The 25,843-nt window shown below is 62.0% G+C and carries 29 protein-coding genes; 16 read left to right on the forward strand and 13 right to left on the reverse strand.

The window, feature by feature from the left end:
* From tmpT to B5T_RS21510, 3 genes are all read right to left on the reverse strand, one after another.
* Positions 1-666 (reverse strand): thiopurine S-methyltransferase, encoded by a 666-nt coding sequence (tmpT, locus tag B5T_RS21500; RefSeq protein WP_014996639.1) that lies wholly within the window; start codon positions 664-666, stop codon positions 1-3.
* 68 nt (positions 667-734) lie between these two features.
* Positions 735-3,500 (reverse strand): DNA polymerase I, encoded by a 2,766-nt coding sequence (gene polA, locus B5T_RS21505; protein ID WP_014996640.1) that lies wholly within the window; start codon positions 3,498-3,500, stop codon positions 735-737.
* Positions 3,501-3,718: 218 nt separating this feature from the next.
* Positions 3,719-4,750: an alpha/beta hydrolase gene (locus B5T_RS21510; protein ID WP_014996641.1), complete on the reverse strand. Its 1,032-nt coding sequence runs from the start codon at positions 4,748-4,750 to the stop codon at positions 3,719-3,721.
* Positions 4,751-4,914: 164 nt separating this feature from the next.
* Between B5T_RS21510 and B5T_RS21515 the strand changes: the two genes are divergently transcribed.
* Complete coding sequence (locus B5T_RS21515; RefSeq protein ID WP_014996642.1) at positions 4,915-5,832, forward strand: homoserine kinase; 918 nt, start codon at positions 4,915-4,917, stop codon at positions 5,830-5,832.
* A 22-nt stretch (positions 5,833-5,854) separates the two neighbouring features.
* Here the strand turns inward: B5T_RS21515 and B5T_RS21520 are convergent, their stop codons facing one another.
* Both B5T_RS21520 and B5T_RS21525 read right to left on the reverse strand, forming a co-directional pair.
* Positions 5,855-6,982, reverse strand: a complete 1,128-nt coding sequence (locus B5T_RS21520; RefSeq protein ID WP_014996643.1) for a cellulase-like family protein — start codon at positions 6,980-6,982, stop codon at positions 5,855-5,857.
* 78 nt (positions 6,983-7,060) lie between these two features.
* Positions 7,061-7,948, reverse strand: a complete 888-nt coding sequence (locus B5T_RS21525; protein WP_014996644.1) for a metal ABC transporter substrate-binding protein — start codon at positions 7,946-7,948, stop codon at positions 7,061-7,063.
* A gap of 96 nt (positions 7,949-8,044) precedes the next feature.
* Between B5T_RS21525 and znuC the strand changes: the two genes are divergently transcribed.
* The 9 genes from znuC (at position 8,045) to B5T_RS21575 (ending at position 15,767) form a co-directional block, all read left to right on the forward strand.
* Complete coding sequence (znuC, locus tag B5T_RS21530) at positions 8,045-8,827, forward strand: zinc ABC transporter ATP-binding protein ZnuC (protein ID WP_014996645.1); 783 nt, start codon at positions 8,045-8,047, stop codon at positions 8,825-8,827.
* Positions 8,820-9,605 (forward strand): zinc ABC transporter permease subunit ZnuB, encoded by a 786-nt coding sequence (gene znuB, locus B5T_RS21535; protein WP_014996646.1) that lies wholly within the window; start codon positions 8,820-8,822, stop codon positions 9,603-9,605. Before znuC ends, znuB begins: the two co-directional genes overlap by 8 nt.
* A gap of 1 nt (position 9,606) precedes the next feature.
* Complete coding sequence (locus B5T_RS21540; protein WP_014996647.1) at positions 9,607-10,908, forward strand: MATE family efflux transporter; 1,302 nt, start codon at positions 9,607-9,609, stop codon at positions 10,906-10,908.
* Between the two features lie 1,032 nt (positions 10,909-11,940).
* Positions 11,941-12,690, forward strand: a complete 750-nt coding sequence (locus B5T_RS21550) for an MOSC domain-containing protein (RefSeq protein WP_014996648.1) — start codon at positions 11,941-11,943, stop codon at positions 12,688-12,690.
* Positions 12,691-12,730: 40 nt separating this feature from the next.
* Positions 12,731-13,426, forward strand: coding sequence for a DJ-1/PfpI family protein (locus B5T_RS21555; protein WP_014996649.1), 696 nt, complete (start codon positions 12,731-12,733; stop codon positions 13,424-13,426).
* Positions 13,427-13,490: 64 nt separating this feature from the next.
* Entirely contained in the window at positions 13,491-13,910 is a 420-nt protein-coding gene (locus B5T_RS21560) for a GNAT family acetyltransferase (RefSeq protein ID WP_041717172.1), read from the forward strand.
* A gap of 129 nt (positions 13,911-14,039) precedes the next feature.
* Positions 14,040-14,624 (forward strand): O-methyltransferase, encoded by a 585-nt coding sequence (locus tag B5T_RS21565; RefSeq protein WP_014996651.1) that lies wholly within the window; start codon positions 14,040-14,042, stop codon positions 14,622-14,624.
* A 30-nt stretch (positions 14,625-14,654) separates the two neighbouring features.
* On the forward strand, positions 14,655-15,200 hold the full coding sequence (locus B5T_RS21570) for a DUF6624 domain-containing protein (RefSeq protein WP_014996652.1): 546 nt from the start codon (positions 14,655-14,657) through the stop codon (positions 15,198-15,200).
* Positions 15,201-15,329: 129 nt separating this feature from the next.
* A complete protein-coding gene (locus B5T_RS21575) occupies positions 15,330-15,767 on the forward strand; it encodes a VOC family protein (RefSeq protein ID WP_014996653.1) in 438 nt (145 codons plus the stop codon).
* Between the two features lie 143 nt (positions 15,768-15,910).
* On the opposite strand, the gene B5T_RS21580 is transcribed toward B5T_RS21575, so the two are convergent.
* Entirely contained in the window at positions 15,911-16,510 is a 600-nt protein-coding gene (locus B5T_RS21580; protein ID WP_014996654.1) for a cysteine hydrolase family protein, read from the reverse strand.
* Positions 16,511-16,619: 109 nt separating this feature from the next.
* Here B5T_RS21580 and B5T_RS21585 point away from each other — a divergent pair, with 109 nt between their 5' ends.
* Entirely contained in the window at positions 16,620-17,474 is an 855-nt protein-coding gene (locus B5T_RS21585) for a LysR family transcriptional regulator (protein ID WP_014996655.1), read from the forward strand.
* Here the strand turns inward: B5T_RS21585 and B5T_RS21590 are convergent.
* The 5 genes from B5T_RS21590 to rd form a co-directional block, all read right to left on the reverse strand.
* Positions 17,450-18,028 carry a DUF7822 domain-containing protein gene (locus B5T_RS21590; RefSeq protein ID WP_014996656.1) on the reverse strand — a complete coding sequence of 193 codons (579 nt, stop codon included), beginning with the start codon at positions 18,026-18,028 and terminating at the stop codon, positions 17,450-17,452. The genes B5T_RS21585 and B5T_RS21590 overlap by 25 nt on opposite strands.
* A gap of 90 nt (positions 18,029-18,118) precedes the next feature.
* A complete protein-coding gene (locus B5T_RS21595) occupies positions 18,119-18,535 on the reverse strand; it encodes a VOC family protein (protein WP_014996657.1) in 417 nt (138 codons plus the stop codon).
* A gap of 116 nt (positions 18,536-18,651) precedes the next feature.
* Positions 18,652-19,032 carry a hypothetical protein gene (locus tag B5T_RS21600; protein WP_014996658.1) on the reverse strand — a complete coding sequence of 127 codons (381 nt, stop codon included), beginning with the start codon at positions 19,030-19,032 and terminating at the stop codon, positions 18,652-18,654.
* 29 nt (positions 19,033-19,061) lie between these two features.
* Positions 19,062-20,210, reverse strand: coding sequence for an NAD(P)/FAD-dependent oxidoreductase (locus tag B5T_RS21605; protein ID WP_014996659.1), 1,149 nt, complete (start codon positions 20,208-20,210; stop codon positions 19,062-19,064).
* A 53-nt stretch (positions 20,211-20,263) separates the two neighbouring features.
* Positions 20,264-20,428, reverse strand: coding sequence for a rubredoxin (rd, locus tag B5T_RS21610; protein WP_014996660.1), 165 nt, complete (start codon positions 20,426-20,428; stop codon positions 20,264-20,266).
* Positions 20,429-20,675: 247 nt separating this feature from the next.
* On the opposite strand from rd, the gene B5T_RS21615 reads away from it, so the two are divergent.
* From B5T_RS21615 to phoR, 4 genes are all read left to right on the forward strand, one after another.
* Positions 20,676-21,212 (forward strand): chorismate--pyruvate lyase family protein, encoded by a 537-nt coding sequence (locus B5T_RS21615; protein WP_014996661.1) that lies wholly within the window; start codon positions 20,676-20,678, stop codon positions 21,210-21,212.
* An 11-nt stretch (positions 21,213-21,223) separates the two neighbouring features.
* Positions 21,224-22,096, forward strand: coding sequence for a 4-hydroxybenzoate octaprenyltransferase (ubiA, locus tag B5T_RS21620; RefSeq protein ID WP_014996662.1), 873 nt, complete (start codon positions 21,224-21,226; stop codon positions 22,094-22,096).
* A 137-nt stretch (positions 22,097-22,233) separates the two neighbouring features.
* Positions 22,234-22,938, forward strand: coding sequence for a phosphate regulon transcriptional regulator PhoB (gene phoB, locus B5T_RS21625; protein ID WP_014996663.1), 705 nt, complete (start codon positions 22,234-22,236; stop codon positions 22,936-22,938).
* A gap of 71 nt (positions 22,939-23,009) precedes the next feature.
* Positions 23,010-24,320, forward strand: a complete 1,311-nt coding sequence (phoR, locus tag B5T_RS21630) for a phosphate regulon sensor histidine kinase PhoR (protein WP_014996664.1) — start codon at positions 23,010-23,012, stop codon at positions 24,318-24,320.
* A 16-nt stretch (positions 24,321-24,336) separates the two neighbouring features.
* Here the strand turns inward: phoR and B5T_RS21635 are convergent, their stop codons facing one another.
* Together B5T_RS21635 and B5T_RS21640 are read right to left on the reverse strand one after the other, a co-directional pair.
* Positions 24,337-24,543 carry a SlyX family protein gene (locus tag B5T_RS21635; protein ID WP_014996665.1) on the reverse strand — a complete coding sequence of 69 codons (207 nt, stop codon included), beginning with the start codon at positions 24,541-24,543 and terminating at the stop codon, positions 24,337-24,339.
* A 25-nt stretch (positions 24,544-24,568) separates the two neighbouring features.
* Entirely contained in the window at positions 24,569-25,123 is a 555-nt protein-coding gene (locus B5T_RS21640) for a TetR/AcrR family transcriptional regulator (RefSeq protein WP_014996666.1), read from the reverse strand.
* A gap of 116 nt (positions 25,124-25,239) precedes the next feature.
* Here B5T_RS21640 and B5T_RS21645 point away from each other — a divergent pair, with 116 nt between their 5' ends.
* The gene (locus tag B5T_RS21645; protein WP_014996667.1) at positions 25,240-25,599 is read left to right on the forward strand and encodes a DUF2306 domain-containing protein; all 360 of its coding nucleotides are present in this window, start codon (positions 25,240-25,242) and stop codon (positions 25,597-25,599) included.
* The last annotated feature ends 244 nt before the right edge of the window (positions 25,600-25,843 follow it).

Below are 25,843 nucleotides of genomic sequence, written 5' to 3' on the forward strand. Positions count from 1 at the left end.
TCAAACGGACAGCGGACTCAGTTTCCACGCCACCTGCACAAACGACGTCACGCCGGCGGCCTTGAAACGGTCCTGCTTCTCGATAACGTCCTGGCGAACCAGTTCTTGCAGAGCGTAGCGCACCTGATCCTGATAGAGCTGCCGCACTTCCTCGGCGAACACCGGGAACGGCGGACCGTCCATCTCCGTCGGGTCGTATTCAAAGCTGATCAATAATTGCGGCGCATTGCCGGTCAGCGCGCCAATATGGGGCGCATAGCGGGCACGCATGGCCTCGGGCAGGGCCACCAGAGCGGCCCGGTCATAGACCAGATCCACCGGGCCCAATTGCTCGGCGGTGAGTTCGAACAGATCGCCCTGGAATACCGTCAGGCCCCCGTGGTGCCAACGGCGTCCTCCGGCCCAGTCGTCCACCTCGGGTTCCACACCCCGCTCCTCGAACAGTTGGCGCACCGCCAGCTCGCTCAGTTCGGCGCCCACCACCCGGTGGCCTTGTTCCAGTAGCCAGCTCATGTCCAGGGTCTTGCCACACAGCGGCAGGAACACACGGGAGCCGGCCGGCAAGTCAAAGACCGGCAGATTGCGTTTAAGTACCGGGTTCACGAACGGCAGGTGAAACCCCAACTCTTGTTTGTGCCACTTTTCTTCCCAGAAATGAGATTCCATGGGGGCTCCTGATCATGAATTCCGTTGTCGTGGACCGCTCTCGATATTGAACCTCGGGATTGAGAGGCTCAATGCGCCTCTTCCCAGTTGTCACCGATGCCGGCATCCACGATCAGCGGCACTTTCAGTTCGGCGGCGGCCTCCATGCGCTGGCGCACTTCCTTGACCAGTGATTCCACCTGCGTCTCCGCCACTTCAAAGACCAGCTCATCGTGCACCTGCATGATCATCAGGGCATCAAAGTCGGTGGTGTCGAGCCAGTCGTGGACCTGCACCATGGCCCGTTTGATGATATCGGCGGCGGAGCCTTGCATCGGCGCGTTGATGGCGGTGCGTTCGGCGGCCTGACGCCGCTGACCGTTGCGGCTGTTGATTTCCGGCAGATACAGACGGCGCCCGAACAGGGTTTCCACGTAGCCTTTATCGGCGGCGGTGGCGCGGGTGTCATCCATGTAGCGGCGCACGCCCGGGTATTTCTCGAAGTAGCGGTCGATGTATTCCTGCGCCTCGCCGCGCGGTATGCGCAGTTGCTTGGCCAGGCCAAAGGCGCTCATGCCGTAGATCAGGCCGAAGTTGATGGCCTTGGCATTGCGGCGTTCGTTGTCGCTGACCTCATCCACGGTTTTGCCCCAGACCTCGGCGGCGGTGGCGCGGTGAATGTCCAGCCCCTTTTCGAAGGCGTCCAGCAGACCCTTGTCACCACTGAGGTGGGCCATGATCCGCAGCTCGATCTGGGAATAGTCGCAGGCAACGATCTTGCGGGCCTCTTTACCGTCCGACGGAGGCACGGAAAACGCCTGGCGAATCTTGCGCCCTTCCTCGCTGCGCACCGGAATGTTCTGCAGGTTGGGATCGCTGGAAGACAACCGTCCGGTGGCCGCCACCGCCTGATGGTAGGAGGTGTGCACCCGGCCGGTGCGGGAGTCGATCAGTTCCGGCAGCTTGTCGGTGTAGGTGTTCTTCAGTTTGGCCACTTCCCGGTAGCCCATGATCACTTCCGGTAACGGGTACTCCAGCGCCAGTTCCTGCAGTACCGCCTCGGCGGTGGAAGGCGCGCCTTTCGGGGTCTTCTTGATTACCGGAATTTCCAGCTTGGTGTAGAGGATTTCACCGAGCTGCTTGGGCGAGCCCAGGTTGAATTTTTGTCCCGCCAGCTCGTAGGCTTTCTCTTCCAGTTCCGCCATGCGCTTGGCCAGATACTGGCTTTGGTGCCGCAGTTTGGCGGCGTCCACATAGGCGCCGTTGCGCTCGATACGGCTGAGTACCGGCACCAGCGGTATTTCGATTTCCTTGAACACCCGCTCCAGGGACTTTTCCTTCTCCAGCTTCGGCCACAGCGCTTCGTGCAGCCGCCAGGTGATGTCCGCGTCCTCGGCGGCGTAGGTACCGGCTTCCTCCAGGCCAATCTGATTGAAGGTCAGCTGCTTGGCGCCCTTGCCGGCGATTTCCTCGAAGCTGATGGTCTTGTGGCCCAAATACTTGAGCGCCAGGGAGTCCATATCATGGCGGGTGGCGACGGAATCCAGCACATAGGACTCCAGCATGGTGTCGAAGGCCACCCCGCGCAGGGTGATCTCCGCGTCCACCGCCAGCACGCTCATGTCGTATTTGAGGTTCTGGCCCACCTTCTTGATGGTGTCGTCTTCCAGGATCGGCTTGAGAGCGGCCAATACCCGTTCCCGGGGAAGTTGATCCGGCGCTCCGGGGTAATCGTGTCCGAATGGAATATAAGCGGCTTCACCCGGCGCCAGCGCCATACTCACGCCAACCAGACGCGCCTGCATATAATCCAGGCTGGTGGTCTCGGTGTCGAAAGCAAACACCTTGGCTTTGCCCAGCTTCTTCACCCAGGCCTCCAGCCCGGCCTCGTCGACGATAGTGACGTAGCCATCACGCTGAATCGCACCCTGCTCTCCCCCTTCACCCTCAACCGCCGCAGCGCCAGCCGCCGGATCCTCGCCTTCCAGCAGTTCCGCCAGCCATCCTTTGAATTCCAGAGTGCGGTAATGGTGCATCAGGGCTTCGGTGTCCGGATCGCCCATTTTCAGGTCTTTGAGCGCTTCCTTGAGCTCGCAATCCACCTTGATGGTGGCCAGCTTGTAGGAAAGGAACGCCTGCTCACGGTGCTCTTCCAGTTTCTTGCCCAGGGTCTTGGCGCCACGCACGGAGAGTTCCGCCACCTTGTCCAGGTTGGCGTAGATCTGCTCCATCGATCCGAGCCCCTGCAACAGGGCCAGAGCGGTTTTCTCACCGACCCCGGGAACGCCAGGGATGTTGTCCACCTTGTCGCCCATCAGTGCCAGGAAGTCGATGATCAGCTCCGGGCCGACGCCGAATTTGTTCTTCACCCCATCCACGTCGAACAGGGTGTCGGTCATGGTATTGATCAGGGTGACCTTGCCGTTGACCAGCTGCGCCATGTCCTTGTCGCCGGTGGAGATCAGCACGTCCTTGCCCTCGCCGCCGAACTGGCGGGCGAAGGTGCCGATCACGTCGTCCGCCTCGACGCCCTCTTCGACGATCAGTGGTAGCCCCATGGCGCGGATCAGATCGTGCAGCGGCTGCACCTGCTCGCGCAGTTCATCGGGCATCGGTGGCCGGTTGGCTTTGTACTCCTCGAACAGTTCATCCCGAAACGTCTTGCCCTTGGCGTCGAACACCACCGCCATGTATTCCGGATCGTAGTCCTTGATCAGCTTGCGCAGCATCGACGCCACGCCCCGCACCGCGCCGGTGGGCTGACCATTGGAGGTGGTCAGCGGCGGCAAGGCATGGAAAGCGCGGTAAAGATAGGAAGAACCGTCGACAAGAATGATCGGTTTGGACTCGGCCATGGGGGTCCCTGGGTCACTGTGAAGAAAGGCCACAGTGTAACGCGAAGGCTCGGGCTCAATCGACCGGAGAACGTGCATTTTGGAGAACGCGGCGCTCGTGGTGGTCCTCTTGTAGGAGCCTGCCCTGCAGGCGAATTAGCCAACGTGAGAGAGGGTCCAATTCGCCTGCAGGGCAGGCTCCTACAGCGGCGCCGTAGTCCCTTTTGCGGGAAAGCGGTTCAGAGACGCTCGCGGATTTGCCGGCAGATGGCGTTCACCGCGTTGCGGGCGGCAGGGATGACGCCACCCATGGTGATGAAGCCGTGCACCAGTTCCGGGTAATCCAGGTTCACCACGGTGACACCGGCGGCCTTGAGTTTTTCGCCATAGGCCAGGCCTTCGTCGCGCAGCGGATCGGTGGCGGTCACCAGGATGGTTTCCGGCTGCCCCTGTAGATCCGGGTTGCGCAGCGGCGAGACGCGAATATCGTCCAGCAGGCTGTCATCAGGCAGGTACTGCTGGTGGAACCAGGTGATCATGTCCCGGTCCAGCCCGCCTTGCCCGGCCCCCAGGGTCACCGCCGACTCGAAGTTCGTCTCGCCGTCGGTTTTCGGATAAACCGCCACCACCAGTTTCGGCTTGGCCAGCCCTTCCAGTGCCGCCTGCTGCGCGGTGACGATGCTAAGATTGCCGCCGGCGCTGTCCCCCATCACCGCCAGACGCTGGACATCCAGCCCCAGCGTATCGGCCTGGCCCAGAATCCACCGCCAGGCGGCCACCACGTCATCCGCGGCGGTGGGGGCCACATGCTCCGGCGCCAGCCGGTAGTCCACATTGAGGATCACCGCGCCGGTGCGGTTGGCCAGATAACGGCACAGGCGGTCGTATTCCGCGGCGGAACCAATGGTAAAACCGCCGCCGTGGAAATAAACGATGGCCGGGGCCGGAATCGGCGCCGCCACCGGGCGGTACAAACGCACCAGGATATCGCCGCCGGCCACCGGCACGCGCAAATCACTGACCTGGGCTACTGTTTCGTGGCCAACATCGAGCATGTCGATCATCTGCGCATAAAGAGCACGCCCCTTGGGTAGCGGCAGTTGATGAAACCCCTTGCGGCCGTCGCCGAGCGCCAGTAACAAGCGCAGGCGCGGATCCAGACGGCCACGGTCGACCTTTTCCACCAGACCGGCCAGACGCCCGAGAGCGCCACCGGGGAGTTTCATCAGGGTGCGGACGGTGTGCCGCTCCAGGGTGTGTTGTAACGCCATGTCTTCATCCTTGCTGAGGAGATTTGTAAAATATTTTTTACAAATCGTGCCCGGGAAATGCGAGAGTTATACCATCGGTCAATGTAAACGGCTCGGTCATCCCCGGCCGTTTTTCGGGTGCCCACTCCCCCCGGTGGATGCCCTGTGCTTCAAGGAAGACGTTCATGTCCGTCTACACGCCCGTGTCCCAACGCCGCATCGCCGAGGTGCTGACGCATTACAACCTGGAGCTGGTATCGGCCACCGCCGCCAGCCACGGCATTGAAAACAGTACTTTCCTGATCGAAGCCCGCCAGTACGATGGCGCCACCCGGGAGGTGGTGCTGACCGTGTTCGAACAGTTCGACGAGGACGAGCTGGCGCCCTACATCAAGGTGGTGTCCGACCTGGCGCTGGCACGCTTGCCGGTGGCACCGGCGCTGGCGGACGGCAAAGGGCGCACCGTTCACGAGGTGGAGGGCAAACCGGCGGTGTTAATGCCGCGCCTGCGCGGCGAGCATTGTCTGACCCCACAGGTGGAACACTGCCGCCAGATCGGCCATGTGCTGTCGCAATTGCATCAGGCGCCGATCGACGACCTCGGCCGCCTGCCCAATGAACGGGAACGGCTGGCCCGCTTCATGGAACAGTCCACGCGGCTGCCGGACGCCGCCACCCATCAGGCCGCCCAGATCCTGAAACGCTGGAAAAAGACGCCCCCCACCGGAGTACTGGTCCACGCCGACCTGTTTCGCGACAACGTGCTGTTCGACGGCGATCACCTGAGCGGCGTGCTGGACTTTTACAACGCCTGCGCGGAACGCCCGGAATACGACTTGGCGGTGGCGCTGAACGACTGGTGCGTGGCCGCCGACGGCCGGCCGGTTCCACGCCGTGAGGCGGCGTTATTGGTCGGTTACCGTGAAGGCGGGGGGCATTACGACGAGGAAGTGCTGGCACTGGCTCTGGCGGTGGCGGCGCTGCGTTTCTGGCTGTCCCGACTGGCCGGGCCGGTGTCCGCCGACGCCGAGGGGCAAGGCAGCAAGGATCCGGCGGAATTCGCCCGCATTTTTGGCTACCGCTTCAACGCGCTCAGTCTGTGATCCTTCGTTGATGCGGGTGCCGCTACCCACCGGCGCGGATGCGCCGGTTCAGTTGCTCCAGCCAATCCTGCTCCTGCCATAACCAGGCCGTCTGCGGCCGCGCCAGACTGGTCGGCGTCATCACCGATACGCCGGCGGTGAGCGCCTGATCCACGGTGGATTCGATGAACGCCGCCCAGCCCCGGGGCAGCGATGAAGGCGGCCGGGACACCTGCAAATAGCCGTCGCCGAGGACCGGTTCCATGCGCCGCAGCCGGGCGAACGCCAGCCGCCGGTTCAACTGATCGTGCAGGCGCCGCAACCACTGCTCGCCGGTGGCCTCCATCAACAGCTGCCGCACCGGCGGCGCCAGCATCCGGCCAAGCCGGCCGGGCACCGGCAGACGCTCGCCGCTGGCCAGGCGAAAACGGGGATCATCATCAAGCCACAGCGCCAGCTCCAGGAAATCCAGTTCTCCGGTGTCCATCTGCCGCAGATACTCGCTTTGTCCGGCGCCACAGCTGACCCCGAAACGCACACCGGGAAACAGCGCCCGCAGCGTCCTCGGCACTTCCACCAGATAGGCTTCCAGGGACCGCTCCTCGCGCTCGCTCCAATGCCGTGGCAGCGGCCGCTCCGGTGACCGGCCGAACACCCGGCGGATCAGCCCATGGGCCGCCGGCGGCTGGGGGAACTGGTGGCAGAAATCCACCGCCACCACCCGGTCCAGCAGGTCCCATTCACGCATCAGGCCCAGAGTCTGGGCCCAGACATCGACGAAATCCTCCGGCCGTCGCACGAAAGAGCGGCGAGCCCGGGAATCCGGCAGGAAATGGCTGTGCAGCCACAGCGACAGGCCTCGGTCGGCGGCGCCCTGCAGCAGCCGCCTCACGCCGCGGCGGATGCGGATGGTGGCCTTGCTGGCGGACAGATCGCGGCGCGGGTCGGCGGGCACATCCAGCTCGCAGCGGTCCATATGAACACCGCGCGCCGGCGCCGCCAGCAGGTGGGGAAAAGGATCCAGGCGCAGAGCGTTAAAGCCGCGAGCCACCGTCTCGTCCAGCACACGGTCCAGAGACCGGTACTCACTCGCCAGCGGCCAGGCATAATCCCAGCACGCCAGGGCGAGGCGCTCACTCTCCTTACCTGCTGACGGTTCCTGCTCACCCATCCGCTCTGCTCTTATTCAAACAAGCGCATCAGCATACCGGTTTCGGCGCCGCGCTCAATGGGCCCGGACGGGCCAATATCACGGTCCCTGCTGCAAACAGGCGACGAAAGCGGGGGTGACCACCTGTTCCAGCCAGTCGCTGTAACCGCTGTCGGCGTGGTCCCGGCCCAACGGATCCAGCCTGACCAGATCGCAGTCCGGACACAGCCGTTTCACCAGTTGCCCCTGGGCTTCCGGCTCCAGCAGAGCACACCGCATATTGCTTTTACTGATCCGCGCCGCCAACGTGACGAAGCGGCGGCTGCTCGGCCCCGCGCCCAATTGCTCGCTGATCACCAACGGGTCGGCCAGGCCAAAGTGGTGCTGAAAATAGGCGTAGGGATGATGGTAGGTCAGCCAGGCCTGCTGTTGCAGTGGCGCCAGGCGCGCGGCAATGGACTGTTCGGCGGCTGCCACCGCGGCGATGAAGCGACCCGGTTCCATCGCCGGCAAGGGCACCCGGTCCTGCTCCGCCAATGCGCGCGCCAGTACCACCATGTTGGCGGGCGCCAGCCACAAATGCGGATCGATCTGACTGTGCGAATGGCCGGCGTGGTCCCCGGCATGATCGTGACCGGCACTGCCATCACGCACTTCGGCGCCCGGCAAGTCCGCCAGGGCCAGGTTGGGACCGGAACGGCGCCGGATCAGCGCCGCCACTGGCGGCTCGGCATCCTCGCCAAGCCACACCACCAGATCCGCGTCCCGCACCGCCAGAGCCTGGCGTGGCGACAACGACAGATGGTGCGGATTCTGATTCGGCGCCAGCAGCGTGACCACCTCGGCCTGGTCGCCATACAGTTGACGCAACGCCATGGCCAGCGGCTCGACACTGGCGACGATGGTGGTGGCGGACGACGATGGCGAGGCCGGTAGCGAAACCGGCAACCCCACCAGGAACAGCAGGACCAACAAGAAACAGCGCATGGGGCATTCCCGAAAACAGCAAACCCGGACGCCGACAAGGGCGCCTCGGAACAAGTGAAATAGTATATCATCACGGCTTTTGAGAATGGGCCTGTTATGGACACGGCATTGGTGCAACTGGATGACGTTTCCCTCTCCTTCGGCGCGGAGCCGGTGTTGGAGCGGGTATCCCTGACCCTGAATCCAGGCGGCATCACTACCTTGATCGGCCCCAACGGCGCTGGCAAGAGCACCCTGGCCCGTGTCGTGCTGGGCCTGCAGGCGCCGGACCAGGGCCGCGTCTGGCGCCGTCCGGGCCTGCGTATCGGCTACATGCCCCAGCATCTGCAGGTGGACGAGAGCCTGCCGCTCACCGTCGACCGTTTTCTCTGGCTGGCCGCGCCAGGCCGGACCCGTCATCGCCGTGAAGCCCTGGCCCTCACCGGCGTCTCCCACTTGCGCCGCCGGGCCGTGCGGCGGCTGTCCGGCGGCGAACTGCAACGGGTGCTGCTGGCCCGCGCGCTGCTGCGCAAACCAGACCTGCTGGTGCTGGACGAACCGGCCCAGGGCGTGGACGTGGCCGGCCAGGACGCCCTCTATGGTCTGCTCAGCGAAGTGCGTGAAAGCACCGGCTGCGGCATCCTGCTGATCTCCCATGATCTGCATCTGGTGATGGCGCGCACCGATCAGGTGGTGTGCCTGCAACATCATGTGTGCTGCTCCGGCACCCCGGAATCGGTGAGCCGGGACCCGGCCTACCACGAACTGTTCGGACCCCGCGCCGGCACCCCCAATCTGGCGCTGTACACCCACGACCACGATCACGCCCACGATCTGCACGGCCATGTGCACGATGACCCTGAACACCATGACCACGGGGAGCACCACCACCATGATTGAGTTGTTGCTGCCCTCGCTGCTGGCCGGCCTGGCGGTGGCGTTGGTCTCCGGCCCCATGGGCGCGTTCGTAGTGTGGCGGCGGATGGCGTTCTTCGGCGACACCCTGGCCCACGGCGCCCTGCTCGGCGCCGCCCTGGCCCTGGCCCTGGATGTGAACCTGTATCTGGCGGTGGTGGTGGCCTGCCTCTCCATCGCCCTGGCCCTGACCGGCCTGCAACAGCAAAGACAGATCGCTGGCGACACCCTGCTCGGCATCGTCGCTCACACGACGCTGGCCCTCGGGGTGATCAGCCTGAGCGTGCAGCAAAGCGTACAGGTGGACCTGATGGCCTATCTGTTCGGCGACCTGCTGGCGGTGACCTGGAACGACGTGCTCGCGCTGTGGGCCGGAGCGGCACTGATCATCGCCCTGGTGGTCTGGCAGTGGCGCGCGCTGCTGAGCATCACCGTGAACGAAGAGCTGGCCCAGGTGGAAGGGGTGCCCGTCGCCCTCACCCGCCTGCTACTGATGCTGCTGCTGGCGCTGCTGATCGCCGGCGCCATCCGTACCGTGGGAGTGCTGTTGATCACCTCCCTGCTGGTGATCCCCGCCGCCGGTGCCCGGCGTCTGTCCAGCACGCCGGAGCAGATGGCCATGCGCGCCAGCGTGCTCGGACTGCTGTCGGTGACCCTGGGCATGGCGATGAGCTGGTACGCGGACACCCCGGTGGGACCGTCCATCGTGGTGGCCGCCGCCACCCTGTTTGTGCTCACGCTACTGCGCCGGCCGCCGTCCTGACATGAACCGCAACGCCGACCTGGACCGGCGCATCTGGGCGCTGGCCTGTCCCCTGCTGTTATCCAACGCCACCGCGCCCTTGCTGGGCTTGGTGGACACCGCCGTGGTTGGCCATCTGTCGTCGCCGGTGTTTCTGGCGGCGGTGGCGCTGGGCGGCAACGTGTTCATGTTCCTCTACTTTTCTTTCAACTTCCTGCGCATGGGCACCACCGGTTTCACCTCCCAGGCGCGCGGTGCTGGCGACAACACCCTGGTGGTACTGTTGCGGGCTTTGCTCCTTTCCTTCGCTATTGGTATTGCCCTGATCCTGCTGCAGCCGGCACTGCGCGAGCTGTCGCTGTGGCTGCTCGGCGGCAGCGACGAGGTGCAGTCCCTGGCCAGGGACTACATCAATCTGCGCATTCTTGGCGCCCCGGCGGCGCTGGCCAACTTCGCCCTGATCGGCTTCGCCATCGGCATGCATAACACCCGCGTGCCGCTGAAAATGACGCTGCTGATGCACAGCAGCAATGCCCTGCTGGATGTGCTGCTGGTGCAAGTCTGGCACTTCGACGTGCGCGGCGTGGCCGCGGCCAGCGCCGCGGCGGAATACATCGGCCTCGCCGGCGGCCTGTTCTGGCTGCGCCGGCATCTCTTTGGCGACGCCTGGCGGGCCCTGCCGAGACACCTGCTGCTGCAGGCCGCGCCGATGATGCGGCTGATGGCGGTGAACCGGGATATCTTCCTGCGCACCGTGGCCCTGCTCACCGTGTTCTTCTTTTTCGCCGCCCAGGGCGCCCGCCTCGACGACACCATCCTCGCCGCCAACGCCGTTCTGATCACCTTTCTGTTGCTACTGAGCAATACCCTGGACGGCTTCGCCAACGCCGCCGAAGCCCTGGTGGGAGACGCCCTGGGACGGGGCCGGACCACGGAGCTTCATCAAGCGGTACGCCGCACCGGCCTGTGGACACTGATCGTCGCGGTGATCGCCCTGATCGGCTTTGCCCTCGGCGGCGTACCACTGATCCACCTGCTCAGCGACCTGCCCGCCATCCGCGACACCGCCACCCACTACCTGCCCTGGATGCTGCTGCTCCCCCTCACCGCCAGCGCCGGCTTCTGGCTGGACGGCGTCTTCGTCGGCGCCACCCTGGCCCGGGAAATGCGCAACACCATGCTGGTGGCCACCTTACTGTTCTTCCCGATGTGGTGGCTCACCCGCCCGCTGGACAACCATGGCCTGTGGCTGGCCCTGAACCTGTGGATGGCCAGCCGGGGGCTGTTGATGGCCTGGGTTTGGCGGCAACGCGGCTTCGTATAACTCTTTGCTCTGTGGGAAGCCAGCTCGCTGGCGAATACAACCTCAACAGAACTGAACCGCCTCTTCAAACCAGGAGAATGCAGCCCTGTTTCATTCACGGGGCAACCGTGGAACACGGAAAAGCGTTATTCATTTTCCTCCCACGGCCTTTTCGCCACCTGGGTATATACCTCCCTGCTATTCACAGCCTCATACCTCGGCATTCGCCAAATGAAAGAAAAATGTCTACACCTGGCTGACAGCGTTGTCCAATTCGGATAGAAACCCTAAGACAGCCCGAGAATCCAGGACGGGTGGCAGACTTGGCCTGATTGGAGTAGCTAAACACGAAAAGAAAATTGCCATGTCTTTGCCACATCTCCTGTATTGATACGGGCGGAATCGATTTATTCCAAATACGGATGGAAACAACAATATGAAAACAATAATTTTAGCTCTTACATTGGTCTTCTTAAGTTCTTCAGTTATGGCGCATGGCGGTGGGTGCCGGAAGAGCTCCCCGCCTGGGAAGTGCTGCCATATGGATAACAGCAAGGGAGCTGTGCATTGTCATTAACAGGGTAAGTCTTGTCTTTTTCTTATCTAAGCTTAGCTTCATAGGGAAGGCAAACCACAAGGCCAGATCCCGTTTTTTCTGGACACCCGCAAGCTCGCCAGAGTACAGCATTATAAATCAAGTGAGCCTCATGGAAGTAAAAATCAATATTGGTCAAAGTAATAACGTCGCAGAGGATCTTTTATCGGGATATGGCACAATCAAAGACCAGATGGCCTCCAGATTAAGTTTTTCCAGTATCAGGAAAACCTTTCAAATTGGATTTTGCGGCCAAGACTTTCAACAATGAATCACTTTATGAGTTTCTGGTTTTCGCAAAAAACAAGGGAATACAAACCAATTTTCGCACATAGCAACGATGGAAATGCGAAGTCAGACTTTATCTTTTGCCATTAGTATAGCTACTCGTCGGTCATTAGAAGGTCGCGCCAGGAAAAAGGCGAGACCCAATCTTCATTTACGCAGCAAGGAATGCCATGAAGGTGCCGGTGACACCGATAGGAACAGTCAGCGAACTGTGGCGCTATCCCGTCAAGTCGATGCTGGGCGAGCGGTGCGAGGCGCTTCGAATGGAGGCGCGTGGTGTTGAAGGTGATCGTCTGTTTGCTGTCAGGGATAGCAAGGAGAAATTTGGAAGTGGCAAGAGCACCCGGCGCTTTCGAAAAATAGAAGGGCTTTTTCGGCTCCAGGCGAGCTACCATCACCAAGTCCCGCACATTCGACTTCCTTCTGGCCACGTCGTCGCTGGCGATAGCCCCGCGGTCCACCAGATGCTGTCCGAGGAGCTTGGACTGCCCGTGGTACTGGCTCGGGAGGAGGCCATTTCGCATTTGGATGCCGGGCCAGTGCATCTGATCACTTCCGCCTCATTAGCGTGGCTGAGCTCGGCGTTACCGAGCGTAAGCATCGACGCAAGGCGCTTCCGCCCCAATCTGGTCATCGACGTTCCTGGCGCTGATTTGGTCGAGCAGGCTTGGTTGGGTAAGCGGTTGTGCGTGGGGAAGGAAGTCGAGTTGGAGGTGTGTGCTGCCACCGAACGTTGTGGCATGGTGGCATCGACGCAAAGCGACTTGCCGGAGGAACCAAGCATTCTACGGCATATCGCGCGGCAGGCGGACCTCAAATTCGGGGTTTATGCTCGAGTCGTGGTACCCGGGACCGTACACTTCCATGATTCGGTAGTCCTTGGTAATGGTGAAACGCGAGACCTGCCCCCAAGGTGTTGACGCCACTGAACTCACAAGCCCAGACAAAGGAAAGCATACTATGAGCAGGAAACTGGCCGCCAAAATCCTATTGATTTCCTTGGTTATTTTCTCATCGCCTTTGATAGCCGCGGAAAAGCACATCGGAATTTTGGTTTACGACAAAGTATTGAGCAGTGATGTGACCGCTCCGGCCGAGGTCTTTGGCGTTGCCACGCGGAAATCCTGGTTCTCGGATTACAAGGTGTTATTAATCGGTGTGGATCGAGATGCGCCCGTCGTGACTACTGAGGAAGGCATACGCCTGACAGTCGACAAAACGATCTATGACGACCTCGAATTGGATGCGCTAATCGTAACCAGTTCTTATGTCATGGATACGCTTTTTGAGAACAAGGACTTAACCAAATTCCTCAAAAGTCAGGCCCAGACTGTTTCCTGGCTGGCAAGCAACTGCTCTGGCGCTTTTTTGTACGCCCATGCGGGCCTGCTGGATGGTTACACCGCGACCACCTGGGCTGGTGGTGAAAAGCAGTTACAGCGTGAATTTCCCAAAATCAACGTGATCGAGGATCGCAATGTTGTCGTTGATCGCAACAGAATCTCCAGCAATGGTGGCGTTCCGTCTTATCAGGGCGCGCTGGTCCTGCTGGCCCAGATGAGTAGCGAGAGGAAGGCTCAACAGGTATTCGAAACGATCCAGTTAAATCGTCTCATACCCTGGACTGAGGTAACCCGATATTTTCCTGAAAAATAAGCGCGAACAACATGCAGTATTGCTTATTGCCGGAAACCCGGAGTAGCCGTTAAGTAGAAGAAGCATGGAAATACGATCATTCAGAGAGAACGACAGAAGCACCGTGATTGCGCTTTGGGAAGCGTGCGGATTGACTCGCCCCTGGAACGATCCAAACAGCGATATTTCCCGAAAACTCCATGTGCAGCCCGAACTGTTCTTCGTCGGGGAGGTCGATGGGAAAGTGGTCGCCTCCGCCATGGCGGGATATGACGGCCATCGGGGTTCCGTCTTTTATTTGGCCGTATCACCTGAACACCAACATCGCGGGTTCGGACAGATTCTGATGTTGAAAGTAGAAGACGCTCTTACCGCGATGGGCTGCCCCAAGCTGAATATTGTGGTGCGCAGCTCGAACAAACAGGTTCTGGCATTTTATCGGCACCTCGGTTACGCGGTCGATGATGTAGTAAGCATGGGCAAGCGGCTCATCCCAGATGCTTAACCAAGGCAAGCATTGGACTCCGTTCGCTCCAGCTTTTCCCCCATCAAAGAAGACAGCAGTACTCTTAGCGTTTCTCCCGCTTGTCATGACTGATATGGTCGTCTTTCTTTTCCTTTTTCGAGTCTGAACATGACACCAACGCTCAATACCTTGCTCACGGAACTTGAACAAAGAGGCGAAGACAATGATGCCCGGGTCAGCGAACGCCGCCGGAAGTACTTGAATATAACCCGGGATACCGGTGAGTTCCTCGCGGTGCTGGTCAAGGCGATCCGGGCTGAGCGGGTGCTGGAGATTGGCACCTCCAACGGTTACTCCACGCTCTGGCTGGCTTCGTCATTGAGCGATGGCGGTCGGGTGACAACGGTGGAGTGCGATGACGACAAGGTTGGTGAAGCCAAGGCAAATTTTGAGCGCGCTGGCCTTGCCGATCGCATTGAGCAGATCAAGGGCGACGCCGTCACTTATCTCCAAGGCAATACCGCGACCTTTGATCTGGTCTTTCTCGATGCCGACCGGAGCCAGTATCTGGATATGGCCGACCCTATCATCGACGCAGTGAAGCCCGGCGGTGTTCTGGTTTGCGACAACGCCTTGTCTCATGCGGCGGAGATGGCCGACTTCATCACCTGTCTTCAGGGACGGCCCCAGTTCACTACTTGCCTGGTGCCTGTGGGCAAGGGAGAGTTCGTCGCGCATAAATCCCGAACGTGAGCACCACAGGAACCAACCAGGAAGGAGCCAATGAACCAGAATCTTGCCGACGAGCTGGTAATGATGATGCGGGAAGACCAACGCTTATTACAGCAGCTTTTCGATTCCGGGGAGCTGCCGGCCGGGTCTTATCATCCCCGTATGAAAGCGTTGCATCAGCAGAACACCTCCCGCCTGAAAGAAATTATGCGCCACCACGGTTGGCCCGGTCTGTCACTGGTGGGAAAGGACGGCGCCAAAGCCGCATGGCTCATCGCCCAGCATTCTGTTTCAGAGCCAGAGTTCATGGCCGAGTGCGCGGGCTTGTTGGAGGAAGCCGTTTCCAAAGACGACACAGAGGGCTGGCAGTTGGCATTCCTTCAAGACCGGGTGCGCACTTTATCTGGAAACCCTCAGTACTACGGCACTCAGTTCGATACCGATGAACAGGGCTGGCCCACACCCTTTCCCATTGAGGAGCCCGCTACCGTTAACGCACGCCGGGCACGCCTGGGGATGAACACTCTAGAGGAACGGCAGGAACAGATGATCGAGCAGGAGCGGAAGCGCCGTGCCAACGCTGCTAAAACCCGTTAACCCAGCCCGCCCTCCGTCGGAACAGACAAAAGGCAAGATCGATCTCTACATTTTGTGTGCCAGCGGGCAAGGGAGAATTCGTCGCCTATAAATCCTGCATATGAGCACGGCGGATGCCAAGGAGACACTATGACGGTCAAGCGTATGGACAACATCGGCATCGTGGTCGAAGACATCGATGCCGCCATTGAGTTCTTTAGCGAACTTGGCCTCGAACTCGAGGGGCGCGCACCTGTCGAGGGAAGCTGGGCTGATGATGTGACCGGGTTGCGCGGCATGTGCGTCGAGATTGCCATGATGCGCACGCCGGATGGCCACAGCCGGCTCGAACTCTCCCGGTTCCTGGCACCGCCCGTGGTCGCCGATCACCGCACCGCGCCGGTGAACGCTCTCGGCTATCTGCGCGTGATGTTCACCGTGGAGGATATTGACGACACGCTCGCCCGACTCGACAAACAAGGTGCGAAACTTGTCGGCACGGTGGCACAATTCGAAGACACGTACCGCCTCTGCTACATCCGCGGCCCGGAAGGAATCCTGATCGGGATCGCCCAGGAGCTTGGGTAGCCGATTCGCTCTCGAGGCAGCTTCCCACAAGGGCAACGAAGTCGCTGGCTTGCTAGCAAATGAATCATGGAAGAATTCGCCAGCAGGCGGAGGGCCGCCCCGACTGGCTCCTACAGTAGCTTTGTAGCAAAACTACGGCGTTATTAAACCTCTTCCACCGTCGCCAGCACCAGCACGAACACGTCCGACATCGCCGCCAGGGCGGCCTTGTGTAGCTGCTCGGCCGAGACCACGCCGGTGTCATCGGTGGCGGGCAGGTCGCGGGTGGCGCAGGCGGCGGCGACCACCGCCATGTCGAAGCCCAGGTCGTAGCCGGCCCGCACGGTGGAGGAAACGCACATGTGAGTCATGAAACCGACCACCAGGACCGGGCCCTCCACATCGCGCAGATGCTGTTCCAGATCCGTGCCGGAGAAGGCGTTGGGACGCGGTTTGGTGACCACTGCCTCACCTTCCGCGGGCTGGGCGCGTTGCAGGAAGGCGCCGCCGCCGGCGGGGTCGAAGGGGCTGCCGGCCGGGCCTTGGTGGGCCACGTGGATCACCGGCCAGTCCATTTCCGTAGCTCTTTCGCGCAACCGTTCGATCTGGGTCAAGGCGTCATCGAGGCCGGTGAGCGGCAAGGCGCCGCTGCCATAGACTTCCTGGGCGTCGATGATCACCACCGCCGCTTTACCACGTTGCGGGGTTTGCCAGGCCGATGCGCCGGCCAGGGTTCTCAGGGTTACCGGCTTGTCGTTACTCATATCGCGTGCTCCCGTGTCAGCGCATGAATTCAATGAGGGCTCATGGTGGCCTGCGCATTCGCCTGATCCAAGCTGGTATTTTGCGAGCATTACCTGCAAAAATGCAGGCATGAAAGATTGGGATGATTTCCGTTTTCTGCTGGCCCTGAGCCGCTCCGGCACTCTGCGCGAAGCGGCGCGCCGTCTTGCGGTGAACGAGACCACCATGGCCCGCCGCCTCGCCGCCGTGGAAGGCCGTCAGGGCACCACTTTGTTTTTGCGGGGGCGGGACGGCCTGCAGCCAACGCCCACGGGCGAGCGGCTGGTGCGGGCGGCGGAGCGCATGGAGCAGGCATTGCTGCAGACCAATCCGGATCACGGCCAGGGGACGGTATCAGGGCTGGTACGGCTGACCTCGGTGGCCTGGATCGTGGAGGCGCTGCTGGCACCCCGGCTGATTGATCTGCATCGGCGCCACCCGGCGCTGACCATGGAGTTGGCGGCGTCCAATACCACCGTCAGCCTGTCCCGCCGGGACGCGGATCTGGCGCTGCGTCTGGCCCGCCCTCGGGAAGAGCATCTGGTGGCCCGGCGTCTGGGCGCGCTCGGGTTGACGCTGGCCACTTCGGTGCGGGGCTCCGCCCAAGGCTGGATCGCCTACCATCGCGGCTGGGACGACCTGCCGGAGATCCAGGCCATGGCCGGCGTGTTCCGGGACCCGCCGGTGGCGCGCATCGCCGGCCTCACGGGCATTCAGGCGGCGGTGCGTTCGGGGCTTGGCATGGCGATGCTGCCGGATCCGATGATCGCCGCGGACCCGGGCCTGACGGCGGCGCAGCCGACCATAAGGGTCAGCCGGCCGCTGTGGGTGGTGCTGCATGAGGATCTGCGCGAGCGCCCGGCGATCCGAGCCTGCCTGGATTGGCTGGAGGAGGTGGTACGGGAGGCCGGCTGGACCGATCAGTCCTCGCCGAAATCGAAGTAGAGCACGTTGGACCAGTTGCCCAACCCCAACTCATGGAGCGGCGCCAGCGGGTTCGCCGGCTGCAGGTTCAGCATCCGCGCCAGGGGCCCGGGAGCCGAGGGTTTGACCTGATTGAGGTGGCGCAAGGTGCGTTCCATTTCCTGGTCCAGATCCGCCAGACTCCCGAACAGGTCCCGGTTCTGCTGGGCCAGTGGCGCCTCTTCCAGGTCGAAGATCTCGGCGCACTCCAGCACAATGTGGGCGGCGCGATTCTCCGGCGCATTCAGGAAGGCTTCCGCCTCTTGCACCAGTTCCGCTGCCTCGGGCCAGTCGATGCGCGCCAGGAACTCACACAGGCGCTTTACGCCCTTGTCGTAATCCCCCGCCAGCGCCACGTCGTCGTCCAGTTCCCAGATCATGGAGGGGCAGATCACGGTATCGGCGGACACCAGCAACCGGTAGCAGAGCGGAATCGCGTACCCCCATTCGGACAACCCCCGGACCAGCGGTTTGGGCTGATCCGGCGTCCGCGCGGGAACCCGGTCGGTCGCGTAAAGATAGCTTCGGTTCGCCATGAGGTGCCGCCTGTGCTGCTTTGGAATGAGCCGCCTATGGTGACCTCACCGCACAGCGCCGACAAGAGAGGCCCGTTTTCCGGAACTTCATTATTCTTCCCAATCCGGGTTCCAGGCGACTTCCCAAAGGTGGCCATCCGGATCCTGAAAGTAACCGCAATAACCGCCCCAGAAGGCTTTCTCCGCGGCCTTGGTCACGTGGGCACCGGCCGCCTCGGCCTGCCGCATCACCTCGTCCACTTGCTCTGGCGAGCCCACGTTATGGGCCAGAGTAAACCCTCCGGCCGAGGCGGGCATCAACGGGACACCCGCTCCCCTGGCCAGGGCCAGGCGGGGATACAGCGCCAGCACCAGGCCGCCGTCGAGATGGAAAAACACCACCGCGCCGTCCTCGAATTCGGTGCCAACGATGCCCTCCGTGGGCAAACCGAGGCCGTCGCGATAAAACGTCAGGGAACGATCCAGGTCATCCACACCCAGGGTGATGACTTTGATTTTCGCTTTCATCCGTCTTCTCCAAGACAGCGGAACAGGAACCCGTGAGCCTGGCTCAACGTCGCCCGGATGTCTTGAATAAATCAGACAAAATCCGCCCCGTCGGGGATCCGCTGTTGTTCAGGGAATCAGCGTTTCTTTTTCCCGGGCATGATGAATTTCATCAGGGTCATGAACCACATCAGCTGGCCGGGGTCGCCTTCCACCTTGATGTCGCCGGCCTGCATGCCTTCCATGAACGCCATCTGGTTCTTGCCGGAGGCACGCAGGGTGCGGAACGCGTAATCCGCGTCGCGGAAATTCAGGGTGATGGTGGGAGCGCCGTGCAAACCGGCGCCGTGTTTTACGCCTTGCGGCGTGAAGTGATACCAGCGGGCCACCCGGCCATCGAAGGTGCGCCATTGCATCAGCACATCCCGGTGCTCCAATTGCTGGCGGAAACCCTCATTGTGGCGGCCCAGCCAGCGCAATCGCCAGCCGAGCAGCATCAAGATGAAACGAAACTTCATTACGCGCTCCCGGCCGGCGGCCGGCCCGGTCAGGGCATCAGGGCCGGCAGTTCCTTGTTGAGTTTGAGCTTTTCCTTCACCGCTTCACCGGTGAGTGCGTAGCCCAGCAGTGTGCCGTCGGCGCCACGAAACAGGGCGGTGACATCATTTTCCTGCTGCGTCACTTCCCACTCGCCTTCGCTATCCGCTGGCGGCGGACAGACCACCACCGGGCAGGCCGGGGTCTTGATGGTCACCGGCATGACGCCGTAGCTCACCGCGGTCTCCTCGCCGGCCAGGGTTTTGGCCAGGGCGCGGGCGCTGGCCATCAGCGGCAGCACGTAGGGCAGCACATGGCCTTCCACTTCCGCGCAATCGCCCAGGGCATAGATGTCCTCGGCGCTAGTGCGCAGGGTGCGGTCGGTGAGGATGCCCCGGTTGGTGCGCAGACCGGCTTCCTTGGCCATGTCGATGCGCGGACGCAAACCAATGGCGGACAGTACCACCTCGGATTCCACCCGGGTACCGTCGGACAGTTCGGTGATCAGGGTGCCGTCATCGCCGTGGTGTACCGCCTGGGCCAGGGGGCCAAAGTGGAAACGCACGCCCAATGTCTCAAGTCCCCGGCCCACCGCCTCGGAAGCCGCCCGCGGCAATAACAGCGGCAGGCAACGCCCCATCGGTTCCACCAGGGCCACTTCGAAGCCACCGTTGCTCAGATCGTTGGCGAATTCACAGCCGATCAGGCCGCCGCCTAGAATTGTCACGCGGCGCTTGCCCTGCAGGGCTTCGCGGAAGCGGCCATAGTCCATCAGGTCGTTGACCGAGAACACCTCGCCCACCGCGTCGCCTTCCAGCGGCGGCGTCCAGGTATCCGCCCCCAGCGCCAGCACCAGTTTGCTGTAATCCAGATGGTCGTCCGGCAGCAGCACCCGATGCCCGTCGACATCGATACCGGCCACATGAACGTGGGTCCGCACCGTGACGTTGAACTGTTCGGCCACCTGTTCCGGCGAGGCCATGGCCAGGTCGTCGGCGGTTTTTTCCTTGGTGAAACCGGTGGACAGCATCGGCTTGGAATAACTGCGGCCGTCGTCGGCGGTCAGCACCACCAGCGGCGTTTCCTTGTCCAGCTTGCGGAATTCCTTGACCACGTTGAATCCGGCCAGACCGGATCCGATCACTACGATGGGCTTCATTGGCGCTCCTTATGTGGTGCCAGGGTGGTGCCAGGGACGGGAATGGCGGTCGCTCAGATTTCCACCATCTCGAAATCATCCTTACCGACGCCGCAGTCCGGACATACCCAGTCGTCGGGGATATCTTCCCACTTGGTGCCGGGCTCGATGCCCTCCTCGGGGAGCCCTTCCGCTTCGTCATAGATGAAGCCGCACACCACACATTCCCATTTCTTCATGTCATACCTCGTTGATCAATATCCCGGACAGCGCCAGGGGCCGGAAACCAGGGGCCCGCTAACGTAGCCACGCCGCCCTGAAAAATCAATGACACCCGCGGATGTCACCATGGCAGTCGGGCCGATGACCTCACCATGACCGGCCCCGCCCTGGCCGACGACCCTGCCAGATTCGTGCCGCTCTCTTGCCCCTCGCGCCACCTTGCGCCATAGTCCACGCCGCCGGTCGAGAGCGGAGTGTCACACTATGCCAAATTCACCTCTGGACGCCGACCCGAAATGGCGTCCACTGGATCGTCTTACCGTACCACCGCTCATCCGCGACTGGCTCGGTGACCCCGGATCCCTCACCGCCCGCCTGCGCCGCCACGGCGCTTTTCATGTCCGCCACAACCGCTCCCTGGTGACGGTCCCCGCGCCTTTCGAACGCGAGCAGTTACACCAGAGCGGGCGCCGCATCGCGCTGATCCGGGAAGTCACGCTGATGCTGTGCGACACTCCGGTGGTGGAAGCCCGCAGCGTCCTGCCGCTGCTCAGTCTGCGCTGGGCCAATCGCAATCTGGCGCATATGGGTGGCCGTTCGCTGGGCAGTGAGTTATACCGTTACCCCGAGGCACACCGGGATCAGGTGTGGGTCCGTTATGGCCTGTCGCCGGCGGGCCGCGGGCCGTGTTGGGGGCGCCAGACCCGTTTCGTGAAAAGGGGACGGCCGTTGCTGGTGGCGGAGTATTTTCTGCCCGCGCTCTGGTCCCTGGTGGGGGAAGAACAGGTCGGGGAACAATAGAAGGAACAACCATGCTGGCTTTCGTGGAACACCGTTATCCCTCGCTGTGGCCCTGGATTCAGCTGATGCGCCTGGACCGGCCGATCGGCAGCATGCTGCTGATGTGGCCCACGCTGTGGGCGCTGTGGATCGCCGCCGATGGCACGCCGAGCCTGAAGAACATTGTCATCTTCGTGCTCGGGGTGTTCGTGATGCGCGCCGCCGGCTGCGTGATCAATGACTTCGCCGACCGCGACTTCGACGGTTCGGTGGAGCGCACCCGGCAACGCCCGCTGGCCACCGGCGCCCTGAGCGCCAAACAGGCCCTGGGGTTGTTCGTGGGCCTGCTGTTCATCGCCCTGATCCTGGTGTTGTTCCTGAACCGCTTCACCTTCTGGCTGGCGTTCGGCGGGCTGGGCCTGGCCATTCTTTATCCGTTCACCAAGCGCTTCACCAACCTGCCCCAGGTGGTGCTGGGCGCCGCCTTCAGTTGGGCCATTCCCATGGCGTTCGGTGCCGAAACCGCCAGCGTGCCGCCCATCGCCTGGCTGCTGTTCATCATCAATCTGCTGTGGACGGTGGCCTACGATACCGAGTACGCCATGTGCGACCGCGAGGATGACCTCAAGATCGGGATCAAAAGCACCGCCATCCTGTTCGGGGATCTGGACAAGGTGATCATCGGCATTCTCCAGGGTCTGGTGCTGGCCGGGCTGGTGCTGGTGGGGCTGCGCCTGGGCTTCGGCCTGCCCTGGTACCTGGGCCTGCTGGGCGCCCTCGCCCTGTTCAGTCATCAACAATGGCGCATCCGCTACCGGGAACGCTGGCCCTGCTTTCACGCCTTTCTTAACAACCACTGGGTGGGCGCCTGCGTTTTCGTCGGTCTGTTTCTGCAATATTTGTGACCCACCCGGAAACGCCGCCGCCCGGCGTAATGGCGCGAGCGGCGGCGAAAAGGTTGGCAAATCTGTCATCAAGATGTCATAAAAAAGCCATCTAATGAGGCTCCCTACATCCGGGCGGGAAAGCGGAAGACCGAACTATGTCAAAAAATCGCATCCTCATTGTCGACGACGAACCGGCCATCCGGGAAATGGTGTCCGTGGCCCTTGAATTAGCCGATTTCGACGTACTCGAGGCTGAAAGCGCCCAGCAAGCCCACGAACGCATCGTCGACGAACGGCCGGACCTGGTATTGCTGGACTGGATGCTGCCCTCGGTAACCGGCATCGAACTGGCCCGTCGCCTGAAACGGGACGACAACACCAGTGAAGTGCCGATCATCATGCTCACCGCCAAAAGCGAGGAAGATAACAAGATCCAGGGATTGGACGTGGGCGCCGACGATTATGTCACCAAACCCTTCTCCACCCGCGAGTTGATCGCGCGCATTCGCGCGGTGTTGCGCCGCTCCTCCGCCGCCGCCGGTGAAAAGGAGATCGACGTCCAGGGCCTGTGCCTGGATCCGGTCAGCCATCGCATCAGCGCCAACGGGGTACCCGTGGACATGGGCCCCACCGAATACCGTTTGCTCGAGTTCTTCATGAGTCACCAGGAACGGGCCTATTCCCGCACCCAGTTGCTGGATCAGGTCTGGGGCGCCAATGTGTACGTGGAGGACCGTACCATCGATGTGCATATCCGCCGTCTGCGCAAGGCCTTGGCGCCTCATGGCTTTGATGGTTTCATTCAGACCGTGCGGGGCACCGGTTATCGCTTTTCGGTAAGATCCGCCCAGGTGTCCTGAGACGACCCTGATACGGATCGGCCGAAACGGGCCTCCCCCTCCGCAACGGCCCTGAGAGGAAGCAACGGCCAATGAAAAGCAGTCTGGCCAAGGAAGTAAACCGCATCATTGTTCTTATCGCCCTGTCGCTGGTCGCGGCCCTGGCGGTACAGAACGTCTGGCCTCTGGTGGTGGGTCTGCTCGGTTACATCGTTTGGAGCACCCGCCAGCTGTTCGCCCTCTACACCTGGCTGATCCGCGAGGAACACACCGAGCCGCCGGACAGTGTGGGGCTGTGGGGCGAGTTCTATACCCGGTTGGAGCACCTGTTTCAGCAGGAACGACGCGCTCAGGAGAACCTGCAGGGCATCATCCTGCGCGCCCAGCAATCGGTGAATGCGCTGGAAGACGCGGTGGTGCTGATCGACAGCCACGGCTACCTGGAATACTGGAACCACGCCGCGCACCGGTTGATGGGGCTGAACGAGGAAAAGGATCTCGGCCAGCCGCTCACCAACCTGATCCGCCACCCCCGCTTCACCGAATACCTGTCCTGCGGCGATTTTCGTGAACCGCTGGAAATCCCCGGGCCGGTGGACGACAACCGCATCCTGCAATTCCGCATCACCGAGTTCGGCGTCGGTGACCAGCTGATCCTGGCCCGCGATGTCACCCGGCTGCATCACCTGGAGGAGATGCGCAAGGATTTCGTCGCCAACGTCAGTCATGAGCTGAAAACGCCACTGACCGTGCTCAAAGGCTATCTGGAGACCCTGCAGGATACCGTGCCGGAGGAGCAGGCCCGGTTACGCCGAGCGCTGTCGCAAATGGCCAGCCAGTCCCAACGCATGGAAGCCCTGGTGCATGACTTGCTGCTGCTGTCGCGGCTGGAAAGCACCAACACCGACAATACCCACCAGGCGGTGACCGTGCATGGCATGCTCAAGCGCATGCGCGAGAGCGCCCTGGCACTGGCGCCGGACAAGCATCACCAGATCGTTCTGGAGGTGCCGGAAACCGCCCGGCTGGTGGCCGACCCGGCGGAACTGGAAAGCGCCTTCGGCAACCTGATCACCAATGCGGTGAAGTACACGCCGGAAGGCGGCCATATCCTGATCCGCTGGTGGCAGGACGACAAAGGCGCCCACTTTTCCGTCTCCGACGACGGCACTGGTATCGATCCGAAACATATTCCGCGCCTGACCGAGCGTTTCTACCGGCCCGACACCAGCCGGGTAACCCAGACCGGGGGTACCGGTTTGGGGCTGGCCATCGTCAAGCACGTGCTGATCCGTCACGGGGCGAGGCTGGAGATTCGCAGCGAACTGGGCAAGGGCAGCGTCTTTATCTGCCATTTCCCGCGGGAGCGACTGGTGAGCAAACCCACCGCGCTGGCGCAGTAGCGAATGGCTTCCCGCCTCAATAATGCGGCGGCGGCGCGTCCTGGATGCGCAGCGCGGTGATCTCCTCGTTCAGTTCCACCACCCGCTCCACCAGACGCTGGCACACCTTTTCCAGCTCATCCAGGGAACGTTGCTGAACGCTGACGATGCGGTTCAGCTCATTCACCAGATCTTCCTGGTAGGCCAGCTTGGTTTCGATATCGAGAAAACGATCGTCGCTCATGGGGTTCTCCAATTATAACGGAGCATTATAGCCGGCCTTCCACCGTTTCCATCAGCGCTTGTTCCGCCGCGTCCAGAGGCGACGCCGATATCGCGCTCAACTGGCCATCCAGCATCAAATGGCTTAGACCATGCACCAGGCCCCAGGCGCGCAATGTGGCTGTCTCCACACCCGGCGCCTGCTCCTCCACACCCTTGGCGGTGGCCACGGCCAATCGCAAGCTCCGGAAGGAAACGCGGGCCACTTCGGCCAGTTCCGGGTCGTCCCGGTTCGCCAGGGTGGAGCCAAACATCAACCGAAACAGGGCCGGGTTATGCCAGGCGAAGCGCAAGTAAGCCCGGCCCGCCCGCAGCAGGGCCGGACCAGGACCAGAGGTGCCAGCCGCCTCACTTTGGCCTTTTCCCAGGCGCCGGAAGCCTTCGGCGGCCAAGGCCGCCAGCAGGGCCTCCTTGTTGGCGAAATGACGATAGGTAGCGTTGGCCGTGACACCAACCCGCCGGGCCAGCTCGCGCAGACTGATCTGTGCATCCTGGTTTTCAGATAGCAGCGTTATGCCTTCCTGGATCAATGATTCACGCAAGTTTCCGTGATGGTAAGTATTCACTTCTACTATTTTTCCCTCTCAATGTTGACACTGTGCACTTTACCTTTGAAACTCATGTTCACAGCATATACTTTTCTCCTGGAGACCACATCATGATCACTCTGCATTGGCTGGCGGCGGTTCTGGCTCTAATACTTGGCGCCGTGCAGTTACTGACCCCCAAGGGTGACCGCCGTCATCGCAAGGTTGGCTGGGCCTGGGTCCTGGCCATGGCCACCACCGCCGTATCCTCGTTCTGGATCCATGGCTTCCTACCGATTGTCGGCCCTTTCAGCCCCATCCACTTGCTGTCGGTCTGGGTCCTGTTCTGTCTGATAATGGCGGTGGTGGCCGCGCGCCGCCGACGGCTGCGCATGCACCGCGGCTTCACCATCGGCGCCTACCTGGGCCTGGTGGGCGCCGGTCTCGGCGCCCTGGCCCCCGGCCGCCTGATCAGCGGCTGGTTGTTCTGACCCATCGGGATATTGCCAGCTTCCCCCAAGACAGCTATGGTTAGCGCCGTCTTGGGGGAGTAGTCGCTTGGGCGCCCCGCCCTTGACGGTCATCAACACAGTTGCGCCTCAATGCGCATGGTGGCCGTGTCCTCGGATTGACGAGACCTGAGACATTGTCTGCAGACAGACCGCGGGGGCGGGATGAGCGGACAGTGTCTCTCGTGTTTGTCGTCCCGCCCCCCGGAGCCCTACCCATGGCCCA

The organism is Alloalcanivorax dieselolei B5, assembly GCF_000300005.1.
Lineage (GTDB): Bacteria > Pseudomonadota > Gammaproteobacteria > Pseudomonadales > Alcanivoracaceae > Alloalcanivorax > Alloalcanivorax dieselolei.

Bases quoted from the DNA above. Each gene is read 5' to 3' on its own strand.
- tmpT (WP_014996639.1), bottom strand. From the start codon at position 666: ATGGAATCTCATTTCTGGGAAGAAAAGTGGCACAAACAAGAGTTGGGG.
- polA (WP_014996640.1), bottom strand. From the start codon at position 3,500: ATGGCCGAGTCCAAACCGATCATTCTTGTCGACGGTTCTTCCTATCTT.
- B5T_RS21510 (WP_014996641.1), bottom strand. From the start codon at position 4,750: ATGGCGTTACAACACACCCTGGAGCGGCACACCGTCCGCACCCTGATG.
- B5T_RS21515 (WP_014996642.1), top strand. From the start codon at position 4,915: ATGTCCGTCTACACGCCCGTGTCCCAACGCCGCATCGCCGAGGTGCTG.
- B5T_RS21520 (WP_014996643.1), bottom strand. From the start codon at position 6,982: ATGGGTGAGCAGGAACCGTCAGCAGGTAAGGAGAGTGAGCGCCTCGCC.
- B5T_RS21525 (WP_014996644.1), bottom strand. From the start codon at position 7,948: ATGCGCTGTTTCTTGTTGGTCCTGCTGTTCCTGGTGGGGTTGCCGGTT.
- znuC (WP_014996645.1), top strand. From the start codon at position 8,045: ATGGACACGGCATTGGTGCAACTGGATGACGTTTCCCTCTCCTTCGGC.
- znuB (WP_014996646.1), top strand. From the start codon at position 8,820: ATGATTGAGTTGTTGCTGCCCTCGCTGCTGGCCGGCCTGGCGGTGGCG.
- B5T_RS21540 (WP_014996647.1), top strand. From the start codon at position 9,607: ATGAACCGCAACGCCGACCTGGACCGGCGCATCTGGGCGCTGGCCTGT.
- B5T_RS21550 (WP_014996648.1), top strand. From the start codon at position 11,941: ATGAAGGTGCCGGTGACACCGATAGGAACAGTCAGCGAACTGTGGCGC.
- B5T_RS21555 (WP_014996649.1), top strand. From the start codon at position 12,731: ATGAGCAGGAAACTGGCCGCCAAAATCCTATTGATTTCCTTGGTTATT.
- B5T_RS21560 (WP_041717172.1), top strand. From the start codon at position 13,491: ATGGAAATACGATCATTCAGAGAGAACGACAGAAGCACCGTGATTGCG.
- B5T_RS21565 (WP_014996651.1), top strand. From the start codon at position 14,040: ATGACACCAACGCTCAATACCTTGCTCACGGAACTTGAACAAAGAGGC.
- B5T_RS21570 (WP_014996652.1), top strand. From the start codon at position 14,655: ATGAACCAGAATCTTGCCGACGAGCTGGTAATGATGATGCGGGAAGAC.
- B5T_RS21575 (WP_014996653.1), top strand. From the start codon at position 15,330: ATGACGGTCAAGCGTATGGACAACATCGGCATCGTGGTCGAAGACATC.
- B5T_RS21580 (WP_014996654.1), bottom strand. From the start codon at position 16,510: ATGAGTAACGACAAGCCGGTAACCCTGAGAACCCTGGCCGGCGCATCG.
- B5T_RS21585 (WP_014996655.1), top strand. From the start codon at position 16,620: ATGAAAGATTGGGATGATTTCCGTTTTCTGCTGGCCCTGAGCCGCTCC.
- B5T_RS21590 (WP_014996656.1), bottom strand. From the start codon at position 18,028: ATGGCGAACCGAAGCTATCTTTACGCGACCGACCGGGTTCCCGCGCGG.
- B5T_RS21595 (WP_014996657.1), bottom strand. From the start codon at position 18,535: ATGAAAGCGAAAATCAAAGTCATCACCCTGGGTGTGGATGACCTGGAT.
- B5T_RS21600 (WP_014996658.1), bottom strand. From the start codon at position 19,032: ATGAAGTTTCGTTTCATCTTGATGCTGCTCGGCTGGCGATTGCGCTGG.
- B5T_RS21605 (WP_014996659.1), bottom strand. From the start codon at position 20,210: ATGAAGCCCATCGTAGTGATCGGATCCGGTCTGGCCGGATTCAACGTG.
- rd (WP_014996660.1), bottom strand. From the start codon at position 20,428: ATGAAGAAATGGGAATGTGTGGTGTGCGGCTTCATCTATGACGAAGCG.
- B5T_RS21615 (WP_014996661.1), top strand. From the start codon at position 20,676: ATGCCAAATTCACCTCTGGACGCCGACCCGAAATGGCGTCCACTGGAT.
- ubiA (WP_014996662.1), top strand. From the start codon at position 21,224: ATGCTGGCTTTCGTGGAACACCGTTATCCCTCGCTGTGGCCCTGGATT.
- phoB (WP_014996663.1), top strand. From the start codon at position 22,234: ATGTCAAAAAATCGCATCCTCATTGTCGACGACGAACCGGCCATCCGG.
- phoR (WP_014996664.1), top strand. From the start codon at position 23,010: ATGAAAAGCAGTCTGGCCAAGGAAGTAAACCGCATCATTGTTCTTATC.
- B5T_RS21635 (WP_014996665.1), bottom strand. From the start codon at position 24,543: ATGAGCGACGATCGTTTTCTCGATATCGAAACCAAGCTGGCCTACCAG.
- B5T_RS21645 (WP_014996667.1), top strand. From the start codon at position 25,240: ATGATCACTCTGCATTGGCTGGCGGCGGTTCTGGCTCTAATACTTGGC.